Below are 19,902 nucleotides of genomic sequence, written 5' to 3'. Positions count from 1 at the left end.
CCGGACTTCTCTCGTCGGAGCAGGTCTCTCTGCACAGGACGACAGTTCAGACATATTTTCATTCCGGAATTCTCATGACCGATTTTTCTCCGCCCCCTTCTCCCGACACCATCACGGTCGAGGCCTCCGCCTCAACCGGAACGATCCAGCGGCGTGCACGGGGCTTTCTGGCGCTCTTCTTCGTGGCGATCGGCCTTTACACACTCAAGGGCTTCCTGCCCGCGCTGCTGTGGGGCTGCGTGTTCGCCATTTCGATCTGGCCCCTCTACCGCAGGGCCGAGCTGCGCTTGGGCCGCAGCGACTGGCTGCCGATGGTCTTTACACTGGCGGTGGCTCTGATCTTCCTGGTGCCGGTCTCGCTGGTGGGGGTGAAGGTCGCGGATGAAGCGCGGAGTGCGCTGGAATGGATTGATGACGTGCGGAACAACGGCATCCCGATGCCGGAATGGGTCCCGCACCTGCCGTTCCTGTCTGCCCAGGCCACAAACTGGTGGCAGAACCACATGACGAGCCCGCAGCGCCTGTCCCATCTGCTTCATTCGGTGGATGTGGGACATGGCATGCAGATGACCAAACAGGTCGGATCGCAGCTTGCACGCCGCGGCACGCTGTTCGCCTTCTCGCTCCTGACGCTGTTCTTCCTGCTCAAGGATGGAGACAGCGTGATCCGCAAATGCCTGCTCGGATCGCAGCGCCTGTTCGGCGAACAGGGTGAAAGCCTGGCCAAGCAGATGATCTCGTCCGTGCACGGCACGCTGGCAGGGCTTGTTCTGGTGGGTCTGGGCGAAGGGGCGATCATGGGCATCGTCTACATGGCAACGGGCGCGCCCCAGCCCCTGCTATTTGCGATGGTGACGGCCGTGGCGGCAATGATCCCGTTCCTGGCCTGGCCGACCGTCGGACTGGTGGCCCTGCTTCTGCTGGCAAAGAGCAGCATGATCGGTGCGATCGTCGTCTCGGCCATCGGCTCGGTCGTGATCTTCATCGCAGACCACTTCATCCGCCCCGCCCTGATTGGCGGCAGCACGAAAATGCCGTTCCTGTGGGTTCTGCTTGGAATTCTGGGAGGGGCCGAGACCTGGGGTCTGCTGGGCCTGTTCCTTGGACCGGCCATCATGGCCGCGCTGCATCTGCTGTGGACACTCTGGACGGAAGTCAATCCGCGCAAAGGCGTCTATGCAGAAGACAAAGGATCTTAAGAAAGGGAAATTACCGCAGGACTGGTCGGGCAGGCGGGATTCGAACCCACGACCCCCAGTCCCCCAGACTGGTGCGCTACCAGGCTGCGCTACTGCCCGTCGTCCTGCGGTGGCGGTGGTTTAGCAGTGTCCCGCCGTCACCGCAATGGGGCATTGTGACTAGACGGGCAGAAGATTTCGCAAATTGCGAAGCTCTTCGAGAATTTCGCGCAGTTCCGAACGCAGCAGGCTGTTTTCAGCCTCGGTCTTTTCCAGCGTATTGAAAAGAAGTTCGTTTTCGTCACGCAGGGTCACGAGCAGAGCAGAATCGGGCGCTTCGGCTTCGGCTTCGGCTTCGGCTTCGGCTTCGGCTTCGGCTTCGGCTTCGGCTTCGGGGCTCTCATTTTCCGCCGTGCTGTCAACCGTTTCCGTCACGATGACCTCATGGGCCGCGGCAGGAACTTCCGGAAAAACAATGTCGTCAACGCTAGCTTCTGTCGGCGTCACCGGAGTGTCTTCATTCTCGACAGGCTCGGCCACCGGCGTTGCGTTCACAACAGGCGCAGGACTTTCTTCAGTCGCCTCAACCGTGGCGACCGGAACATGAACCGCTTCCTCAGATGCTGCCGAAACCTCCTGCACCGTTGCAGGCACAGCCTCCGGAACAGCCTTCTGGGCCGCACGCGCCTTCTCGGCACGGCGCTCTCTCAGAACCCGCAGAACCCCCTGCCCCTTATAGCCCTGCACATAAAGCAGATCCGAAATCAGCCGTAGCGTCTCGATATGTTCGGGACTGTAATAGCGACGACCACTTTCCCCGCGAAAAGGTTTTACGCCCGGATAAATGGTTTCCCAGGACCGCAGACGGTGCTGGGGAATGTGCAGTTCTTCGGCGACTTCGCTGATGGTGCGGTACGCCTCGGGCGCCTTCCTGACCTTTTCCGGAGCGGAAGCAAGGTCATCGTTCGGCGAAACCACGACGGCCTGGGATATGGAATTATCTGTCATGGGAGGAAGCCTCGGCCGCAGCGCCATTGTCGGAACCGTTCATACGGTCCCTCAGCAGTTGGGAAGGTCTGAACACCAGCACGGCCCGCGGCAGGATGGGAACTTCCACACCTGTTTTGGGATTGCGGCCGATACGCTCGCCCTTCTGGCGGACAGAGAATGTTCCGAAGCCGCTCAGTTTCACGGACTCGCCTGCTTCAAGGCGGTCTGAAATCACACCCAGCAGGCTTTCAAGAATCATGGAGGAGTCATGCCGGGAAAGACCGACACGACTATAGAGATGCTCGACAAGATTCGCGCGCGTGACTGTGCTCATGTCACTTGCGTATCATGACGTTCAGAACAGTCAAAGGAATCAATCATTAACCTGCCCTTTGTCAGGGCACAGGTTCACATCCTGATAAGGGCGGACCCCCAGGTCAGACCACCACCCAGCGCTTCCATCAGCACCAGATCGCCCTTCCTGACCCGTCCATCGCGCACGGCTTCGTTCAGAGCCAGCGGAATCGATGCCGCGGACGTATTGGCATGACGGTCCACGGTCACCACGACCCGGTCCGCCGAAAGCGCCAGCTTCTTGGCCATCCCGTCAATGATGCGCAGATTCGCCTGATGGGGGACCATCCACTGGATGTCCTGTCCGGTCAGACCATTGGCCTCGAGAGCCTCATCCACGGCCTGCGAAAGCTTGACGACGGCATGACGGAAAACCTCTCGCCCCTGCATCCGCAGATGCTGCGATGTGGACGGGCAGCCCACCGCACCATCCACATACAGGAGATCGCCTGTCCGGCCATCCGAGTGCAGATGCGTGGACAGAACGCCCTCGCCTTCCCCGGCGCCCGTTTCCAGTAGAACCGCACCCGCACCATCGCCAAACAGGACGCAGGTGGAGCGGTCTGTCCAGTCGAGCAGGCGCGAGAAGACCTCGCTGCCGATCACCAGCACTTTTCTGGCCTGACCGGACCGCATCAGGGCCGTTGCCGTCGCAAGGGCATAGACAAAACCCGAACAGGCCGCGCTGATGTCAAAACCAAACCCCGCAGTCATGCCAAGATGCGCCTGCACCTGCACAGCCACGGCCGGAAAGACCTGGTCCGGCGTCGCCGTGGCGACCAGAACGGCATCGACCTGCGACGCATCCACGCCAGCATATTCCAGCGCCTGACGCGCAGCCTCGGCCGCCATGCTGGACGTCGTCTCGTCACCGGAGGCGATATGCCTCTGGCCGATGCCGGTCCGGGTCCTGATCCATTCGTCCGAAGTCTCGATACCGAATTTCCGGGCAAGATCGTCGTTGGTTACGACGTCACGCGGAAGATAGCCCCCGACACCCGTCAAGCGGACACGAATGGGATCGGACATGTTTTTCAGCTCACAGGTTCAGGGGCGGCCTTGGCAGCGGCGGGAGCGACAGGCTCGGGAGCCCCCATTCCCAGCTGCTCCAGGCGGGCGCGGATCTTGTCGTTCAGATGGTGCGTGACGGCATCCATGGCAACATCGACGGCCGCGGCAAAACTCTCGCCGTCCGCACCGCCATGCGACTTCACGACAATACCGTTCAGGCCGACAAACAGCGCGCCGTTATAGCGACGCGGATCGATCCATTCCCGCATCCGCTCCAGGCCCGGCTTGACAAGAAGATACCCCAGGCGGGTCAGAAGATTGGTCTCGAAAACGCGCCGAAGGAGGCCGAAAGCGAGCTTGAGCGCGCCTTCACCGGTCTTCAGGGCGATATTGCCGGTAAAGCCATCCGTCACGACGACATCGGTCGTACCAGCCGTGATGTCGTGCCCTTCGACAAAGCCATGGAACTGGGGCGCCAGAGGACTGGCCCGGAGACGCTCGGAAGCCTGCCGCAAACGGTCATCCCCCTTCAGCTCTTCCGAACCGACATTGAGAAGACCGATCGTGGGAGACGGAAGACCGAGCGCTGCCTGCGCGAAAGCCTCTCCCATGACCGCGAATTCAACCAGATTGCGGGCGTCGCAGGCGATGTTGGCTCCGAGATCCAGCATCACGACATCCCCGCGCGCCGAAGGCTGCACGGCTACCATGGCGGGACGGGAAATCCCCGGCAGGGCTTTCACGATTATTTTCGCAAGCGCCAGCATGGCGCCGCTATTGCCCGCGGAGACGACACCCCGCGCTTCTCCGGCCGCCACGGCCTCCATGGCCATGCGCATCGATGACCTGCGGACGCGAAGGGCCGTCGTGGGCTTCATATCCATGGGGATACTGGCTTCGGCGTGGCGGATGTCGCACAGACGGGCTGCTTTAGGGTGACTGAGCAGCGCGACCTTGAGAAGGGCTTCGTCTCCAATGAGGAGAATACGTGCCTTCGGGTGCCGGTCGGCGGCCAGATCGAGGCCTGCGAGGACGATATCCGGGGCCCTGTCACCACCCATTGCATCGACGGCGAGGGCATAAGGCCCGGAGGCCGCGATGTCACGTTCGGACGTGACAGGCGCTTTGGTCATTGAGACAGTTTCCCGGACAGCATCACAGATGCGGGCCGTGCTCTGTGAAAAGCGATGGACCCGCAGGTAGGGATCAGGCGCGGACGGCGGTCTTCAGCCCCTTGCCGCTGTTTCCAGCAGCGACCACTTCACGGCCGTCATAATGACCGCAGTGGCTGCAAACGTGATGCGGACGCTTCATCTCGCCACAGTTCGAGCACTCTGCATGAGCCTCGACACCCAGGGCGTGGTGGCTGCGACGCATGCCACGACGGGACGGCGTAGTCTTTCTTTTAGGGACGGCCATGGCTTTTATGCCTCTTTCTGCTTCAGTGTCGGCACCCCTGCTCCGCTCCCCGCGGCATCCGGTGCCCTGTTGTTCGTCGTCTCGTCATTACGTCGAGTTCAGGCGGGCGGCTCTAGCAGAGCCTGGGGCAACCCGCAAGTCAGACGTGGGATTTTATTCTTTCCTGTCCCCGTTTTTCAGCACGGAAAGCGCCGAAAACGGATTGGGACGGCGCGGACCATCCGGCCCCTCGCCAGACGGATGTATCCCTTCTTCCCCTTCCACAGGCGCCACGTCAACTGCATTTTCCAGCCCGGCACCGGGTTTGCGCGGATACGGGTCCAGCATCAGGGCCAGCTGTTCAGCCGCCGCCTCACCGATATCAACGGCCTTTCCATCATGCGGAACCTCGTCCGGTCCATCCAGATCAATGGAATCGATGTCGAATTCGTCTTCCGGCATGTCGGCCGCAGGAATGAACTTCAGGAAGAATGTCTCGGCCAGTACGTCCTCGAAAAGCTCGGACGTAATGACGCAGATCTGCGTAACCTTCGCCGAAAGATGCCCTTCCGCCAGAACGCTCCGGTTCTCCGAAGGCGTCAGGCGGAACCGGCAGACCAGGGTTTCGATCTCGGGGATTCCGAGCCGCGCGGCGAGAGCCTTGCGTTCGGCGGCCGAGGCCTCGATCGTTTCGTCCAGTCCCGATCCCAGCCGATTGAAGGGGATGCGTCGGGAAAATTCGGGTGAATGGGACATTCAGGCACTCCATCCCCCGGAAGATGGGGGAAATCGTTGACATGCAGGCGCCGTTCGGGCACGCGCTCATTTGAGCGGTTCTCTTGCACAGGATAGTTTCCGGATCCATGAATAACGCATCTTCCCCGACGCCCCAAAGCAGAACACGCCTCCTTCGCCGTTTCGCACAGGCCGGAGTGGCATGTGTCCCGCTGCTGCTCGGCGGATGCTCGTTCTTTGCCCCGATTCCCGAGCCGCGTGGCTCCCTGATCGAAAAGACCGACTACGCGCAGCTCGTTCCCGGAACGAGCACACGCACGGATGTCCTGGACCTGCTGGGCTCGCCGACCGCCCATGCGACCTTCGACGACAACACATGGATCTATGTATCCATGATCACGTCCCCGACACCTCTGACTTTCCCGAGCGTGAAGAAGCAGCAGGTCGTGGTCCTGAACTTCGATAACGGCGGCGTCCTGCGCAAGATGGACACGCTGAACAAGAAAAACGCGATATATGTCGGCATGGTGAGCGCAAAGACCCCGACGCCGGGCACCAGTTCATCCATCCTGCAGGAACTGCTGGGCAATGTCGGCCGTTACAACCCGATGAGCGGCATGAGCAGCCAGTTCGGTGGCAGCACCGGCCCGATGGGCGGACAGGGCACCGGCAATGGCGGCGCTGGTAATTCGCTGCCCTGAGCCTGACTATTTCGGGAGGCTGAGCACCACGCCCAGACCTCCCAGCGGGCTCTCCACCAGACGGATCGATCCGCCATGGGCATGAATGATGTCCCGCACGATCGTCAGCCCCAGCCCGCTGTTCCCATCCTGACTGGCCGTCGTGCCATTAAGCTCCGAAATTGCCGCCCGGCGACTGGCCGACAGACCCGGACCGTTGTCCTCAACCGTAATTTCAACGTTCCGCTCTCCCTCACGCAGGGAAAAGCGCATCGCCCCCCCGTGACGGCGGGCATTTTCCGCAAGATTTGTCAGCACACGCCGCAGGGCATCGGGGCGCACCGTAGCTTCCACGCCCTCACGCCCTTCCACGCCCAGAACCTGCCCCCCGGCCCTCACCGTAGCCGCCGCGACATCATCCAGCATGCCCCTGAGATCGGTCAGGACAGGCTCTTCCGCGCCTTCCCCCCGGGCAAATGACAGATAGCTGCCGATCAGGCGCTCCATGTCCTCAATATCCGCAACCATATCCGCAAGATCCGGCTTCAGGGTCTCGGCGCGGATCGGACCAAAGGTCGGGATCATGGCGACGGTCAGACGCAACCGGGTCAGAGGCGTCCGCAGATCGTGCGACACCCCGGCGAGAACCGCCGTCCTCTGCGCCACGAAACGATTGACGCGCGCCTGCATGCGGTTGAAGGCAATGGCAGCCTGACGGACTTCCCGCGCGCCCTGCGGACGGATCGGTCCCTGGTCCCGCCCCATGCCAAACAATTCGGCAGCACGCCCCAGCCTGCGGATGGCCCGCACCTGATTGCGCATGAACAGACCGGCGATCAGGAACAGTACGATAGAGCTGCTGACGGCCCAGACGACAAACAGCCAGATCGGCCCGATATTCAGGCGCTTCACCGGCACCATGACCACCATCACACCCTGCGGAAGCTGGATGGATGCCCGAACGGTCTGCGGAGACTCCGACCAGTCCACATCATAGGGCCGCCCAAGATTCTGCCGGATGGAACGCGCGAAGTCGTCATCCATCGGGCCGAGGACGTGATTGGTGCCATGCCGGGAGAGTCTTTCGCCGGGCCGGAATGAAAATCCGAGCTGGGTCCGGGACGAGGCATCCTGAAGAATGAGCGTCCGCCCGACCTCGGAAGAGGTATGCTCGATCATGGCGATCACGAGCGAGACCTCACCCGTCACACCATCCGACAGGCGCCGGGAAACCACGTTCAGATAGGTGCCATAAAACAGGCCCAGCGCGATGGCCTGCGTGACCAGCAGCGGAATAAGGACGATCAGCATGGATCGCCCCATCAGGGAACGCGGCAGGATACGCCTCAGCGGGCGGTCCAGCTTCTGCCAGGCATCATCCCGCTCTCCCACAGGCTCAGCGTCCCGGCTTGAGAACATAGCCCTTTCCCCGGACGGTATGAAGGAAACGTGGCTCCTTGGGATCGACCTCGATCCGGCGGCGCAGGCGCGTGACCTGAACATCGACGGCCCGCTCGCCGATCTCGTCCATTTCAAGAGCACGGGCGATGGCTTCACGCGAGAGCACCGTTCCGGGCTGACGGGTCAGCACCCCCAGAAGAGCGGACTCACCGCCCGTCAGATGGACCGCTCCCTGCGGCCCGCTGAGCAGGCCACGTTTGACGTCAAATTCCAGCTCCCCCAGGCGCAGGACATCCGGCACCTCATCCACAGCCGGCAAAGACGGAACCATCCTGCGCAGATGCGCCCGCAGACGGAGCAGAAGCTCCCGCGGCTCGAAGGGTTTGCCCAGATAGTCATCCGCCCCCGCTTCCAGACCGCCGATCCGGTCCGCCGGTTCACCACGCGCCGTAAGAAGCAGGATCGGCAGCGACAGGCCATCCCGGCGCAGACTGTTCGTCAGGGACAGGCCATCTTCGCCCGGCATCGTCACATCGAGGACGAGAGCATCCGGCTGAATACGTTCCAGGACTTCCCGTGCCGTCTGCGCGTCGAGCGCCGTACTGACACGATAGCCATTTTCCGACAGGTAACGCTGAAGCAGCCGCAGCAGACGCGGGTCATCATCGACCACCAGAATATGTTCATCGCTCATCGTGCACGACTTTCCGCCGGAGCCTGAAGGGGCGCCAGAACACGCCGGAACCCTTCGACAGCCGTCATGCCGGCTTCGCGATACGCCCGGGTCATGACTTCTCGGATCATGAGAAAGAGTTCGCGCTCCAGCGCTTCTCCGCTCGCCGTCAGTCGCAGCGGCCGTTTGCGGCGATCATGACGGTCTTCTTCCTGAATAAGCAGTTTGCGCTCCCGCAGATCTCCCAGAGCACGCCCCAGAGACTGCTTGGTAATGCCCAGACTGTTCAGCAGAACCCCGGGCGTGATTCCCGGATGGGCGGCGGTCAGAAACAGGATGCGATGATGCGCAGGCCCCAGCCCCTTCTCACGCAAAAGCACCTCACAATCGGCATTCAGGGTCCGCCAGGCCAGCATCATGGCTTCGTAGGACTGACGGATACGGTCTTCGCGCAGATAGAGATGCGCCGTGGCGGATGACGGAACGTCCATGAGACGGGAACTCACCGGAGAATTTCTTCCACATATCCGAATCGCTCGAAATCGGTAATGCGCTGCGGATAGAGAATACCGTTCAGATGGTCGTTCTCGTGTTGCAGGACATTGGCATGAAAACCGGTTGCCTCGCCTTCGAGCACCTCACCATTCTCATCCAGGCCTGAATACCGGACCTTCGCATGGCGCGGCACATCGGCCCGCAGCCCCGGAATCGACAGGCAGCCTTCGCTGCAAATCATCATCTCGTCACCGACAGGCGTGATTTCCGGGTTGATGAGAACGCGGGGCAGCAATACCTCTTCGGGATTCGCCACGCGGTTCGTGGGAACGTGATAGACGAAAATCCGCTTGGAATGATGAACCTGTGGCGCCGCCAGTCCGGCCCCGCGTGCATCAGCCATCGTCTCCAGCATATCCGCGATGAGTGACTGGATTTCCGGGGATTTCGGCTCGGAAACAGCCTGTGCCACCTGATGCAGGACGGGGTTGCCCATACGGGCAATCTTGAGCAGGGCCATGAAAACGTCTGTCCTTCAAAGGGGATTGGCATCCGGGCACCCCAGAGTGCGCTTCCAGAGTGCGCGTTGGGAATAATCCATTCAAGCGTTCCTGAATGAATTGCGTTCCCCGCGAAAGATGTGTTAAGGGCACCATCCTTAGTTGGAATGCCATATCACGGGTGGCGCTGAAGAGCGGGCCCATAAGGAGTTGACGGCACCGTGCAGGTTCTCGTTCGTGACAACAATGTTGACCAGGCGCTTAAGGCGCTCAAGAAGAAGATGCAGCGCGAAGGCGTGTTTCGTGAGATGAAGCTGCGTCGCCACTTCGAAAAGCCCTCCGAGAAGCGCGCCCGCGAAGCAGCCGAAGCTGTTCGTCGCGCCCGCAAGATGGAGCGTAAGCGTCTGGAGCGTGAAGGCTTCTGAGCCTTCCCGTTTTCCGAACGAAAAGAAAGCTGCGTCCTTCGGGACAGCGGCTTTTTTTGTACCTGAAATCCGCCCCTCTCCCCTGCCCGTCACATTGAACGGACAGGGGAGAGGCGTGATTTATTGCGCGTCCATCAGCTTGTGGCTGAGATAGATCGCTTCAAGAGCCCGCTCATGCGCGATCTCAGCAGCATTGACCGTACCGGCATGGCCACCTTCCACATCTTCATAATACAGAAAAGGCAGCTTCAGGCTTTCCAGCCGGGCCGCAAACCGGCGAGCGTGGATCGGACCAACCCGGTCATCCCGCGTTGACGTGAAGATGAACGGCTCAGGATAGGACACACCGGCTTTCAGGTTCTGCAGGGGCGACATCTTTTCCCAGAAAGCGCGCGGCCCCGGCTCGGAGACGCTGCCATATTCCGCAGCCCAGGATGCACCAGCCGCCATCTGCTCGTAATTCATCATGTCCAGCAGCGGAACACCAATGATTACCGCACTCCAAAGGTCGGGATGCTGGGTGAACTCCACACCCGCCAGAAGACCACCATTGGACCGCCCCCTCAGTCCCAGATGCTTCGGGGACGTGATATGCCTGGCGATCAGATCGCGGGCCACCGCAGCAAAGTCGTCATAAGCTTTCTGCCGCCCTTCCCGTCGGGCAACATCATGCCAGGCCGGGCCGAATTCTCCGCCACCACGGATATTGGCCATGACGTAAACGCCACCACGGTCAAACCACGTGATCCCCAGATCCGGATGATAGACGGGCAGATATGAAAGCCCGAACCCGCCATAAGCCGTCATCAGGGTCGGACGGGCACCATCCTTCCGCCAGTCTCGGGCATGAACGATGAAATAGGGAATGACCGTGCCATCCGTGCTGGTCGCCGACATCTGCTCCACGACCAGACCGGACGTGTCGAACAGGTCCGGCTGACGATACAAAGGCTGGGCGGTCTGTGACGTCGTATTCAGACTCCACAACTGCGGCGGCTGAATGAATCCTTCAAGCTGAAGATAAGCCTGCGCAAGCTTCGGATCTGACAAGACGATTGCCGCCGCCATGTTTTTGGGAAGCGCAATGGAACGCACGGTCCATGCCCCGCTCGCCTCATGGCGGAAAAGCTTCAGGACAGGCTGGACGTTGTCATACACCACAACCACCAGACCATCCCTGGTCACCGCCACAGCGTCCCCCATACCATCCCCGATGGTCTGACGGGACGTCGGCGACAGGATCAGCCGGGGTTCAGACGGCTTTGCCGGATCCAGGGCAACAATGCTGTCCGCCCGGAATGTCCGTCCGGGCAGGACCCAGTCCTGAAGCAGATGCAGGACCAGTTGACCATCCAGATAGGAAAGGCTGTCGTATTTCTCCGGAAGCGGCAGCCGGCTCAGTTGATGCGTGACAGGATTGAAAAGGCTGACTTCCGTGTGAAAGAAATCCCGATGACGGCTGATAAGGAAAAGCCTCCGCCCCTTCTCATCACGCAGCCTCTCCGGCGAGACATCCATGTCCGTGGGCTGCCCACGATAGATTTCGACCGCCTGAGCCAGTGACTGACCACGCCGCAGCAGGCGGACCGAATAGGGATATCCTGACCGGGTCAGCCCCGCATCGCCCGTTCCCCAGTCCCGCGAAACCAGAAGCGTATCGGCATCCACCCAGGTGACAGTCTGTTTTCCGGACGGCAGAGCGAATCCGTCTTTTACGAAACTGTCCGTCTGCGTGTCGTATTCCCGGACCACATGCGCATCTTCCCCCGCCTGGGATAGCGACATGAGACAGAAGCGATCCTGCGGCGCAAGACACTCAAGACCCTCCATGACCCAGTTGGCATGTTCGGTGCGGGCCAGAGCATCGAGATCGAAGCGCGTTTTCCATTCCGGATGACCGGAATTAAAGGATGCTACCGAAGTGCTACGCCAGATCCCGCGGACATGCACATCGTCCTGCCAAAAGTTCCAGATTTCCCCGCCCTGCTGCGTGGGAACGGCAAGACGGACCGGAGACTGCTGGGCCGTCAGGATTTTCTGATACAGGGGTTTGTAGCGGGGATCAGATGTGAGGACCGCCTCTGTATGGGCATTCTGTGCCCTCACCCAGTCCAGCGCCTTCGCGCCATCTGTCTGGCTCAGTTCGGCGGGAGTTGGGAGAGAGGGCGAACCCGCATAGGCTGCCAGAGGCAGGATGGAGAGAGACAGGCACAGTGCTCTCGCAAGAACAGGAAACATGGAAAGCCTTTACGATACCGACAATATCGACATCGTAAAGACATCCGGCCGATCAGGCCACAGCCGCTGCGCTGACGGCTTCCTCGACTTCCTGAAAGCTCGGCATCAGGTCTGAAGGGATGCTTTTGCGCCCGATCTCAACGCTGACCTGCGGCGCATTGCCCTGAAGATGTGCAACGATGACGGAGCGAACGAGATCGAGATAGGACGACTCTTCCTCAACCACGCCCCCCAGCCGGCTCGCGATCGGAGCCACAATTCCATAGGCCAGAAGAATACCCAGGAATGTTCCCACCAGCGCACCCGCAATCATTTCACCAAGCACGATCGGCGGCTTGCTGATGGACGCCATGGTCTTGATGACGCCCAGAACTGCCGCGACAATGCCCAGAGCAGGTAGCGCATCGGAAACGGACTGAAGCGCATGGGGAAGATGCATTTCCTCGCGCATGTTCTTCTTGAGTTCGTTCCCCATCACTTCATCCATCTGGTACGGATCAGTGGCATTCATGCCCGCCATGCGCAGATAGTCGCAGATGAACGAACAGACATGGGGATTGTCCCGGATTTTCGGAAAGGCACCGAAAACCGTACTGCCCTGCGGATCCTCGATATGGGATTCCAGCGCCATGAACCCTTTGGAAGATGCCAGCTTCGCGATGTGGAACAGCAGGCTCAGAAGATCGACGTAATCCGCCCGGCCGTACTGGGAGCCTTTCATGGCCTTCTTGACCCCGGCGGGAAGATGTTTGACGGCGCCAAGGGAGTTGGCCATCAGGAAGGTTCCAACCGCGGCTCCCAGAATGGTCAGAAGCTCGAACGGCATTGACGAGACGAGCGGGCCGATAGCACCGCCGGACGCGACAAATGATCCGAAAACACAGCCCAGAACAACGACCAGACCGATAATGATGAACATCCGAAAATTTCCTGACTGACTTGAATTTATTGAGAAATATCGGGCGACAGCACCAGGACGATGCGACGGTTCCGGGGATTGAGAGGCTGGGTGGGATCAAAAAGATTGCGATCGGCATATCCGCTGACCGATTTCAGCCGCCGGTCCGGAAAGCCGCTCTGGACAACGAGATCCCGCACGGCCACCGCACGCGCGCTCGACAGGCTCCAGTTGCTCATCTGCCCGGGGCGATAGGGTGCGGCATCGGTGTATCCGGCGATGGAGAGCTTGCCGTGAAGCTTCTCAAGATACGGCACAATCGCCTTGATCAGCTGGACGGCATGAGGATTGGGCGAGGACTGCCCCATGGCAAACATCGGCTGATGATCGGAATCCGCGATCTGGACATGCAGCCCGTCATCACCGACCGTGACCGAAACCTGGGAACGGACATCCGCCAGTTCGGGCGTATTGCTGATAAGTGCCTGGATCTTCTGGGCCGCGGCAGCCCTGGCCTCCTGCTCGGCCTTTGGGGCGGAAGGCGTAACGGGGGGCTCGCCGGGCTGGATCTGGCTGTCATGCAGAACGACGATCTGCGCCGTATGCATGCCCGGCGGGGTTTGCTTCTTCCCCTGCTGGGAGCCTGCTGTTCCCTGGGGCGGCTTGCCGTACTGGTCTTTTCCCGGCTTAACGGCAACCGGCTTCATCTCCGCAGACACCGGCTCCGGGGCCGCGGGCAGGACATTCTCCACCGGTGGCGGCATATCCTTCCAGACCGCCATCGGATTGAAGAAATTGGCGATACCCTTGCGCTGCTCTTCCGTCGTGGCATTGATGAGCCACATGACCAGAAAGAATGCCATCATGGCCGTTACGAAATCGGCATAGGCAATTTTCCATGCCCCGCCGTGATGACCGCCTTCAACCACATCAAAACGCTTGATGATGATCTTTCGAGCTTCTTTGCCGTTCTGGTTGGACATCCCGCCTCCTGAGTGTCTCCAGTATGGCGGGCAAGGTCTTAAGGAGAGGTTTAAGAACGCTCGGGAAGCTGCACACCGGTCGTGAAACCTGGCGGGCTTACGGTATAGCAGCGGATGGATTGAGCACGGACTTCCCGACACAGTGTCACGGATTTTGCGGGAACCGCGCCGTGCCGCTGCTCCTCGACCATGACGGCTTTTGCGCTCACTGCTGCGCGCAGGCGGAAAAGGTGCCAGCGTGGATCCGTCCCGATTACGGGCAGGATATTCTGCGTGAATGCCAGTCTTGAGGCGAGAGCGTAATCCTCGGCGGCGAGCGCGGTTGCGCCTTGGGCTTTGGCCTTCAGGGCGAGCTGTCGGGAAAATGTTTCCCAGCCGCCGGTCAGGCGCAGCACCGGATCCCGATGCGGAACAAGGCGCAGCGGCGAAAAAACGGCCTGAATGCAGACAATGAGCGTCAGGGCCAGCCCGCTGATGACGGGCCAGCGGATGCGCCAGCCTGTTTCAAGAGCAGCCAGGGCAAAGACCGGATAGATCACGGCCGGCCAGTTTGGCTGGACCCGGTCCCCGAAGGCATGCGTGACAAACACGGCCATCGGCACAAGAGCCAGCCAGGCCAGAAGGCGGTTGCGTTTGAGACAGACCCAGAACCCGACCGCGAACAGAACGAAAATGAGCGGCGTGGCGAGGCCGATCTGCCCTCCGATCAGCTCGCCCATGAACTGGACGGCGCGGGCCGGATGCCAGTCTCCTGCCCTGCCTCCCTGTCTGAGGAAGCTGGCCCAGTGGTGATGCGCATTCCACAGGATGACGGGCGACATCGCCACGAACAGGGCCGGAATGGCCAGCCAGGGACCAGGCTGACGACGCAGGCGTCCTGTCGTGAGGACAGCGCTACCCAGTCCGGCACCGATCAGGACGGCGGTGTATTTTGAATCGAAAGCCAGCCCCAGAAGAACAGCCGAACCGATCCACCACGGAAGAGCGGCGCGCGGTTTCAGCCCCGGATCGACAGCACGGCTGAGCGTGTAGAGAAACAGCGTGATGAAGAACAGCAGGGGGGTGTCTGGCGTCATGGTGGCGGCGCCCAGACCCAGCATGAGCGTGGCATTGAGCAGCAGCGCAGCCTTAAGGCCGGAGGTCGGCCATGAGCAGGACGGCAGCAGACGACGGGCCGCGTGATAAAGCGCCCAGCTCCCGGGCAGAACGGAGAGTGGCCCCAGCAGACGGACACCCAGCGGCGTCTCTCCCACGATCCATGTCCCGACACGGATCCAGAGGGCAACCATGAAGGGATGATCCAGATAGCCCGGCTGAAGATTGCGGGACCAGACCCAGTAATAGGCCTCGTCGGGCGTCAGCGGGACATTGGCCGCCAGATGCAGCCGGATGACGGTCAGGACGGCAAGAAGTGCCCAGAACAGCCGGATTTTGCGCGGCGTATCACTCAAGATATCAGCGCCAGACGAGCGTGGAGGAGACCGCGTAGTTCCAGACAACACCGACGACGGCTCCGGCAGCGGAGGAACGGTCCCAGTGGCCATGGCCGGCGCTGTTCAGCATCATGCGGGCAATACCGATATTGGCGATCGCACCCAGCGAGCAGACGGCAATGAAAATGACCAGCCCCCGCCAAAGCTTCACCCCTTTCAGACGACGGTCATGATAGGTGAAGCGGTTGTTGAGCATGAAGTTCGTCAGGATGGCGACGGCGGTTCCGGCCAGTTGGGCCCAGGAAAAACCCAGACCGCAGGCGCCTGCCAGATTCAGGACGGCCACATTGACGGCCACGCCAATCAGCCCGACCACCGCAAAGGCCATGAAACGCGTGGGCAGCCAGCCGCGGGTCAGCTTGTCGAGCAGCATGGTCGCAAACTGGATCAGGACCACGAGATCGAGCTTGCTCTCGCCGGCCAGTCGCGGACGGAAGACGAAGGGCACCTCGATGATGCGCACGGTCCGGGGTGCCGACATCACCAGATCGAGCAGGATCTTGAAGCCGGTTCCGGACAGTCGGGGCAGCAATGTGTGAAAGAGATCGCGGCGCATGGCAAAAAAGCCGCTCATCGGATCACTGAGCGGGTGCGGCATGATGGCCTGCGCGGCCCGGATGCCCGCATCCGAGAGCATGTGCCGCCAGTGGCCTGCCAGTCCGGCGCTGTCTCCGCCTTCGACATGCCGACTCGCCACGACGATATCCGCGCCGGACTGGAGTTCGGCCAGCATGGTGCGCAGGACGGATTCATCGTGCTGCAGATCACCGTCCATGACCGCGACCCAGGGGGCACTTGATGAGAGAATTCCCTCGATTACGGCGGATGACAGGCCACGACGCCCCACTCGGCACAGCACCCGGACCCGCGGGTCCAGACGTGCAATGCGGGAGACCTCGGCCGCCGTGCCGTCCAAAGAACTGTCATCGACGAAGATGACTTCCCATTTCCGGCCTTCGAGGGCGCTGTCCAGTGCGGCGACCATGGGCGCCACATTGGCGACCTCGTTGTAACACGGGACGATGACGCTCAGTTCGGCCGGAAGAGGCAGCAGCCGCGAGGCGGTCATGGGGTCAGCCGTCAGATCGGCACGCCGGCGAGATCACGGCTTGTATGGATGGTCTGGAGGGTCTGGACGCGGACGACATGCGGGCTGTCGGTCAGCAGGCGCGTCAGGGCGTTCTGGTGAGCGGCGTCGCGGGCGACAAGGCGCACGAGGAAATCGCCGCCGCCACGGATCATGTGACATTCCCGCGTTTCGGGCCAGGCGCCGACCTGCGCCTCAAAGGCTTCCAGCACGCTGCCTTTCTGGCTCTCGAGGCCGATCAGGGCGTAGAAATTCAAGGACCAGCCAAGCAGGGCCGCATCCACTTCCGCGTGATAGCCCTTGATGATCCCCAGTTCTTCGAGCCGCCGGACACGTCGCAGGCAAGGCGGCGCGGAAATGCCGGTCCGACGGGCAAGTTCCACGTTGGTCATGCGTCCATCGGCCTGGAGTTCGGCAATGATCTGCCGGTCGATGGCGTCCAGTTCAATCGGTGCGGAGTGCGGAGGTACGTTCATTTCACTCTGACGTATATGGCAGGTGACATGATCCGCAAAGATGGCAGATGCGTCGGAAGTCTTTATATGGGGGACCAGATACCCATTGAGGACCCATCATGCCTGAAATCCATCATACGGATCTGCTGGTCGTTGGCGCCGGCCCCGCTGGCTACACTGCTGCGATCTACGCGGCCCGCGCGAGCCTCAAGCCGATTCTCGTCACCGGGATGCAGCCCGGCGGTCAGCTCACCATCACGACGGATGTTGAAAACTATCCCGGCTTTGCGACTCCTGTGCAGGGTCCCTGGCTGATGGAGCAGATGCGCGCGCAGGCAGAGCACGTCGGGACGCAGCTGGTTTATGACCTGATCGTACGGGCCGATCTGAAGAATGGGCCGGGGCCGGACGGATATTTCCGGCTGGTCGGAGACTCGGGAGACGAGTTCCGGGCACGCACGGTTGTGATCGCCACCGGGGCCCAGGCCAAATGGCTCGGTCTCGAATCGGAGAAGCGTCTTCAGCGCGGCGGCGTTTCAGCCTGTGCGACCTGTGACGGTTTCTTCTATCGCGGCAAGACGGTCGCCGTGATCGGCGGCGGCAATACGGCGGTCGAGGAAGGGCTGTACCTGACGCATCACGCGGACAAGGTGCATCTGATCCATCGCCGCGACAGCCTGCGGGCCGAGCGCATCCTGCAGGAGCGCCTGTTCTCCAATCCGAAGATCGAAGTTCACTGGAACCAGGCCGTCGAGGAAATCCTGGGCTCGGGTGAGCCGGAAGTCGTCTGCGGCGTGGCCCTGAAGGACACGCAGACGGGCGCTCTTTCAAAGCTGGATGTGGACGGTGTGTTCGTGGCCATTGGTCATACACCCAATGCCGGGCCGTTCCGGCATGAAGTAGCCTGTGACAGCGACGGATATATCCTGACGGAAAGCAGCGGAACCGAGACATCTGTCAAAGGCGTGTTCGCAGCCGGTGACATTCAGGACCGGATTTTCCGGCAGGCCGTGACGGCAGCCGGAACGGGCTGCATGGCGGCGCTGGAGGCGGAACGATATCTTTCTGGCATACCTGCCATGACAAAAACTTGACCCTTGCCTGCGGTTCAGACAGTTTCGTCCATTCAACGACATATCTTGACGGATAACGCCGGGACGTATGGGCAAGAAGGACGAAGACCGTCGCATCGGCGAACGGGGAGAAAACCAGATGGACTGGGACAAGCTGCGGATTTTTCATGCCGTGGCGGAAGCTGGGTCCTTCACCCATGCCGGCGACCGGCTGGGACTGAGTCAGTCGGCAGTATCGCGCCAGATTTCTGCGCTTGAAGATGTCCTGCGCGTGCCGCTGTTCCATCGGCATGCGCGTGGACTGATCCTGACGGAACAGGGTGATGTCCTGAACCGTACAGTGCGGGAAGTCTTCTCGAAACTGGCCCTCACCCAGGCTTTCCTGAGCGAAAGCAAGGAACGGGCGGCCGGCAAGATCAAGATCACCACCACGACCGGCTTTGGTCTGTCCTGGCTTTCTCCGCGTCTGAACCGGTTTTTGGAACTGCATCCCGATATCGAAGTCACGCTCCTGCTTGAGGATGCGGATCTGGATCTGGGAATGCGGGAGGCCGATGTTGCGATCAGGCTCCATCCGCCGACACAGCCGGATCTGGTCCAGCGTCATCTCGCGAACTTTCCCATGCCGATCTATGCCAGCGCCGAGTATCTTGAGCGCAACGGCACTCCGTATTCGCTGGAGGACCTTGCCAGCCACCAGATCATAAGCTTTGCGGGCTGGCATCTGCCGCTTCCCAACGTGAACTGGCTGCTGGACCTGCTACGGCAGGAAGGCGTTGCCCGTCAGGGAAGCCGACGACTGGCGATCAACAATATTTCCGCAGTTGCAAATGCCATTGCGGCCGGAACGGGGATCGGCTCCCTGCCCCTTTATGCCGCTACGGGCTATCCGGAACTTGTCAGGATACTGCCGAACCAGCAGGTCCCACTGGTGGAGGCCTATTTCGTCTATCCGGAAGAACTGCGGACGTCCAAGCGGATCGCCGTGTTCCGGGATTTCCTTCTTTCAGAAATCAGTAACCTCAAGGGACACGAGTAGGGCAAAGCCGGGAAAAGAACCGTCCTCTATCCCCGGCGTCCATGTGCTCCCGGACAGGCATGCAGCCGGTGGCGGGAGCGGAAGACGGCTTCCCCGATCGGGGCAAACCCGCTTCCCCGCCCGAGATGCCGGGCGCTGTTGGGCATCTGTTCCAGCACAATGACGCCAGATGCCATCCGGTAACAGATTGTCACCTGCGCCGAACGGGATCTGGCTGTGTGATGCGGCGATGTCCTGGCCGGAGATTTCAATACTCCGTGAGCCAGAGCGGCTGAAGGGGTCAGAAGAGATCCTCCCGTCAGGCACAGGCTGACAGCCCAGACAGACACAACCAGAAAATGCGGGACAGGTTTCATGGTCTTACAATACAGCGGAACCGGCCCTTCGAACCAGCCCCGGGCTTTAAGCATGGCGTTCCTTGAACACGCCTGATGCAGCACGGACACAGCCCGTTCAGTCACCGTTTTTGCGGGTAGAGAGGCGCTGGTTGACGCGTTCCCTGAGTTCCTTGCCCACCTTGAAGAAAGGGACGCTTTTTTCCTCCACCGGCACGACATCGCCGGTCCGGGGATTGCGCCCCGTCCTGGCCGCCCGTTCCCGGGGAAGAAATGCTCCAAAGCCCCGCAGTTCGACCCGGTCTCCCCGCGCAAGCGCGGCACCGATCTCGTCAAAGACCGCATGGACAATACGTTCGATATCGCGGGTAAGAAGATGCGGGTATGCGGCCGCCAGTTCGGCGATAAGTTCGGATCGGGTCATGACAGCAGTTCCACCTGACTCCGCCTTCTGAAACGAG

22 protein-coding genes and 1 tRNA gene are annotated in these 19,902 nt (G+C 61.1%); 5 read left to right on the top strand and 18 right to left on the bottom strand.

Translation table 11 applies throughout. From position 1 onward, the window contains the following. Positions 1-74 precede the first annotated feature (74 nt). Positions 75-1,199, top strand: coding sequence for an AI-2E family transporter (locus tag GFJ39_RS00560; RefSeq protein ID WP_153429094.1), 1,125 nt, complete (start codon positions 75-77; stop codon positions 1,197-1,199). Positions 1,200-1,221: 22 nt separating this feature from the next. On the opposite strand, the gene GFJ39_RS00555 is transcribed toward GFJ39_RS00560, so the two are convergent. The 7 genes from GFJ39_RS00555 to GFJ39_RS00525 all read right to left on the bottom strand — a co-directional run bounded on the left by GFJ39_RS00555 (position 1,222) and on the right by GFJ39_RS00525 (position 5,687). Further along, a tRNA-Pro gene (locus tag GFJ39_RS00555) sits at positions 1,222-1,298 on the bottom strand. A gap of 60 nt (positions 1,299-1,358) precedes the next feature. After that, complete coding sequence (locus GFJ39_RS14160) at positions 1,359-2,186, bottom strand: MerR family transcriptional regulator (protein WP_228391719.1); 828 nt, start codon at positions 2,184-2,186, stop codon at positions 1,359-1,361. Beyond that, positions 2,176-2,502: an integration host factor subunit alpha gene (locus tag GFJ39_RS00545; protein WP_062456986.1), complete on the bottom strand. Its 327-nt coding sequence runs from the start codon at positions 2,500-2,502 to the stop codon at positions 2,176-2,178. Before GFJ39_RS00545 ends, GFJ39_RS14160 begins: the two co-directional genes overlap by 11 nt. Before the next feature lie 74 nt (positions 2,503-2,576). Next, positions 2,577-3,551, bottom strand: a complete 975-nt coding sequence (locus GFJ39_RS00540; RefSeq protein WP_153429093.1) for a beta-ketoacyl-ACP synthase III — start codon at positions 3,549-3,551, stop codon at positions 2,577-2,579. A gap of 5 nt (positions 3,552-3,556) precedes the next feature. Beyond that, positions 3,557-4,666, bottom strand: a complete 1,110-nt coding sequence (plsX, locus tag GFJ39_RS00535) for a phosphate acyltransferase PlsX (protein ID WP_153429092.1) — start codon at positions 4,664-4,666, stop codon at positions 3,557-3,559. 73 nt (positions 4,667-4,739) lie between these two features. Next, positions 4,740-4,952 carry a 50S ribosomal protein L32 gene (rpmF, locus tag GFJ39_RS00530; protein WP_062510111.1) on the bottom strand — a complete coding sequence of 71 codons (213 nt, stop codon included), beginning with the start codon at positions 4,950-4,952 and terminating at the stop codon, positions 4,740-4,742. A 153-nt stretch (positions 4,953-5,105) separates the two neighbouring features. Beyond that, complete coding sequence (locus tag GFJ39_RS00525; RefSeq protein WP_153429091.1) at positions 5,106-5,687, bottom strand: DUF177 domain-containing protein; 582 nt, start codon at positions 5,685-5,687, stop codon at positions 5,106-5,108. A gap of 107 nt (positions 5,688-5,794) precedes the next feature. On the opposite strand from GFJ39_RS00525, the gene GFJ39_RS00520 reads away from it, so the two are divergent. Next, a complete protein-coding gene (locus GFJ39_RS00520; RefSeq protein WP_153429090.1) occupies positions 5,795-6,367 on the top strand; it encodes an outer membrane protein assembly factor BamE in 573 nt (190 codons plus the stop codon). Between the two features lie 6 nt (positions 6,368-6,373). Here the strand turns inward: GFJ39_RS00520 and GFJ39_RS00515 are convergent, their stop codons facing one another. From GFJ39_RS00515 to def, 4 genes are read right to left on the bottom strand one after another with little or no spacing between them, the layout of a single operon-like run. Beyond that, positions 6,374-7,765: an ATP-binding protein gene (locus tag GFJ39_RS00515; RefSeq protein WP_153429089.1), complete on the bottom strand. Its 1,392-nt coding sequence runs from the start codon at positions 7,763-7,765 to the stop codon at positions 6,374-6,376. Then, positions 7,743-8,441 carry a response regulator gene (locus tag GFJ39_RS00510; protein ID WP_153429088.1) on the bottom strand — a complete coding sequence of 233 codons (699 nt, stop codon included), beginning with the start codon at positions 8,439-8,441 and terminating at the stop codon, positions 7,743-7,745. The genes GFJ39_RS00515 and GFJ39_RS00510 overlap by 23 nt, the downstream gene beginning before the upstream one ends. After that, a complete protein-coding gene (locus GFJ39_RS00505) occupies positions 8,438-8,926 on the bottom strand; it encodes a MarR family winged helix-turn-helix transcriptional regulator (RefSeq protein WP_325062754.1) in 489 nt (162 codons plus the stop codon). The genes GFJ39_RS00510 and GFJ39_RS00505 overlap by 4 nt, the downstream gene beginning before the upstream one ends. Continuing rightward, positions 8,923-9,435, bottom strand: coding sequence for a peptide deformylase (def, locus tag GFJ39_RS00500; RefSeq protein ID WP_153429087.1), 513 nt, complete (start codon positions 9,433-9,435; stop codon positions 8,923-8,925). Before def ends, GFJ39_RS00505 begins: the two co-directional genes overlap by 4 nt. A 201-nt stretch (positions 9,436-9,636) precedes the next feature. Between def and rpsU the strand changes: the two genes are divergently transcribed. Next, positions 9,637-9,840, top strand: coding sequence for a 30S ribosomal protein S21 (gene rpsU, locus GFJ39_RS00495; RefSeq protein ID WP_011251722.1), 204 nt, complete (start codon positions 9,637-9,639; stop codon positions 9,838-9,840). Between the two features lie 120 nt (positions 9,841-9,960). On the opposite strand, the gene GFJ39_RS00490 is transcribed toward rpsU, so the two are convergent. From GFJ39_RS00490 to GFJ39_RS00465, 6 genes are read right to left on the bottom strand one after another with little or no spacing between them, the layout of a single operon-like run. After that, positions 9,961-12,078: a prolyl oligopeptidase family serine peptidase gene (locus GFJ39_RS00490; RefSeq protein ID WP_153429086.1), complete on the bottom strand. Its 2,118-nt coding sequence runs from the start codon at positions 12,076-12,078 to the stop codon at positions 9,961-9,963. 52 nt (positions 12,079-12,130) lie between these two features. Then, entirely contained in the window at positions 12,131-12,997 is an 867-nt protein-coding gene (motA, locus tag GFJ39_RS00485) for a flagellar motor stator protein MotA (RefSeq protein ID WP_153429085.1), read from the bottom strand. 26 nt (positions 12,998-13,023) lie between these two features. Then, complete coding sequence (locus GFJ39_RS00480) at positions 13,024-13,959, bottom strand: flagellar motor protein MotB (RefSeq protein ID WP_153429084.1); 936 nt, start codon at positions 13,957-13,959, stop codon at positions 13,024-13,026. Positions 13,960-14,009: 50 nt separating this feature from the next. Then, positions 14,010-15,410 (bottom strand): ArnT family glycosyltransferase, encoded by a 1,401-nt coding sequence (locus GFJ39_RS00475; RefSeq protein ID WP_228391718.1) that lies wholly within the window; start codon positions 15,408-15,410, stop codon positions 14,010-14,012. A gap of 4 nt (positions 15,411-15,414) precedes the next feature. Then, positions 15,415-16,521, bottom strand: coding sequence for a glycosyltransferase (locus GFJ39_RS00470; protein ID WP_153429083.1), 1,107 nt, complete (start codon positions 16,519-16,521; stop codon positions 15,415-15,417). Between the two features lie 11 nt (positions 16,522-16,532). Continuing rightward, a complete protein-coding gene (locus GFJ39_RS00465) occupies positions 16,533-17,015 on the bottom strand; it encodes an Lrp/AsnC family transcriptional regulator (RefSeq protein WP_153429082.1) in 483 nt (160 codons plus the stop codon). Between the two features lie 98 nt (positions 17,016-17,113). On the opposite strand from GFJ39_RS00465, the gene trxB reads away from it, so the two are divergent. Then, on the top strand, positions 17,114-18,088 hold the full coding sequence (trxB, locus tag GFJ39_RS00460; RefSeq protein WP_153429081.1) for a thioredoxin-disulfide reductase: 975 nt from the start codon (positions 17,114-17,116) through the stop codon (positions 18,086-18,088). Positions 18,089-18,206: 118 nt separating this feature from the next. Beyond that, a complete protein-coding gene (locus GFJ39_RS00455; protein WP_153429185.1) occupies positions 18,207-19,106 on the top strand; it encodes a LysR family transcriptional regulator in 900 nt (299 codons plus the stop codon). Between the two features lie 453 nt (positions 19,107-19,559). Here the strand turns inward: GFJ39_RS00455 and GFJ39_RS00445 are convergent, their stop codons facing one another. Then, positions 19,560-19,865 carry an integration host factor subunit beta gene (locus GFJ39_RS00445; RefSeq protein WP_011251731.1) on the bottom strand — a complete coding sequence of 102 codons (306 nt, stop codon included), beginning with the start codon at positions 19,863-19,865 and terminating at the stop codon, positions 19,560-19,562. Positions 19,866-19,902: the final 37 nt, after the last annotated feature.

It is taken from the genome of Gluconobacter aidae, assembly GCF_009547075.1.
GTDB lineage: Bacteria > Pseudomonadota > Alphaproteobacteria > Acetobacterales > Acetobacteraceae > Gluconobacter > Gluconobacter aidae.
This window is presented reverse-complemented; position numbering and strand designations above follow the sequence as displayed.

Excerpts from the sequence above, each read along its gene's own strand:
- GFJ39_RS00510 (WP_153429088.1), bottom strand. The coding sequence starts at position 8,441 with ATGAGCGATGAACATATTCTGGTGGTCGATGATGACCCGCGTCTGCTG.
- GFJ39_RS00490 (WP_153429086.1), bottom strand. The coding sequence starts at position 12,078 with ATGTTTCCTGTTCTTGCGAGAGCACTGTGCCTGTCTCTCTCCATCCTG.
- GFJ39_RS00560 (WP_153429094.1), top strand. The coding sequence starts at position 75 with ATGACCGATTTTTCTCCGCCCCCTTCTCCCGACACCATCACGGTCGAG.
- GFJ39_RS14160 (WP_228391719.1), bottom strand. The coding sequence starts at position 2,186 with ATGACAGATAATTCCATATCCCAGGCCGTCGTGGTTTCGCCGAACGAT.
- GFJ39_RS00445 (WP_011251731.1), bottom strand. The coding sequence starts at position 19,865 with ATGACCCGATCCGAACTTATCGCCGAACTGGCGGCCGCATACCCGCAT.
- GFJ39_RS00545 (WP_062456986.1), bottom strand. The coding sequence starts at position 2,502 with ATGAGCACAGTCACGCGCGCGAATCTTGTCGAGCATCTCTATAGTCGT.
- GFJ39_RS00515 (WP_153429089.1), bottom strand. The coding sequence starts at position 7,765 with ATGTTCTCAAGCCGGGACGCTGAGCCTGTGGGAGAGCGGGATGATGCC.
- GFJ39_RS00455 (WP_153429185.1), top strand. The coding sequence starts at position 18,207 with ATGGACTGGGACAAGCTGCGGATTTTTCATGCCGTGGCGGAAGCTGGG.
- GFJ39_RS00470 (WP_153429083.1), bottom strand. The coding sequence starts at position 16,521 with ATGACCGCCTCGCGGCTGCTGCCTCTTCCGGCCGAACTGAGCGTCATC.
- motA (WP_153429085.1), bottom strand. The coding sequence starts at position 12,997 with ATGTTCATCATTATCGGTCTGGTCGTTGTTCTGGGCTGTGTTTTCGGA.
- GFJ39_RS00525 (WP_153429091.1), bottom strand. The coding sequence starts at position 5,687 with ATGTCCCATTCACCCGAATTTTCCCGACGCATCCCCTTCAATCGGCTG.
- def (WP_153429087.1), bottom strand. The coding sequence starts at position 9,435 with ATGGCCCTGCTCAAGATTGCCCGTATGGGCAACCCCGTCCTGCATCAG.
- plsX (WP_153429092.1), bottom strand. The coding sequence starts at position 4,666 with ATGACCAAAGCGCCTGTCACGTCCGAACGTGACATCGCGGCCTCCGGG.
- GFJ39_RS00520 (WP_153429090.1), top strand. The coding sequence starts at position 5,795 with ATGAATAACGCATCTTCCCCGACGCCCCAAAGCAGAACACGCCTCCTT.
- GFJ39_RS00480 (WP_153429084.1), bottom strand. The coding sequence starts at position 13,959 with ATGTCCAACCAGAACGGCAAAGAAGCTCGAAAGATCATCATCAAGCGT.
- rpmF (WP_062510111.1), bottom strand. The coding sequence starts at position 4,952 with ATGGCCGTCCCTAAAAGAAAGACTACGCCGTCCCGTCGTGGCATGCGT.
- GFJ39_RS00540 (WP_153429093.1), bottom strand. The coding sequence starts at position 3,551 with ATGTCCGATCCCATTCGTGTCCGCTTGACGGGTGTCGGGGGCTATCTT.
- GFJ39_RS00465 (WP_153429082.1), bottom strand. The coding sequence starts at position 17,015 with ATGAACGTACCTCCGCACTCCGCACCGATTGAACTGGACGCCATCGAC.
- trxB (WP_153429081.1), top strand. The coding sequence starts at position 17,114 with ATGCCTGAAATCCATCATACGGATCTGCTGGTCGTTGGCGCCGGCCCC.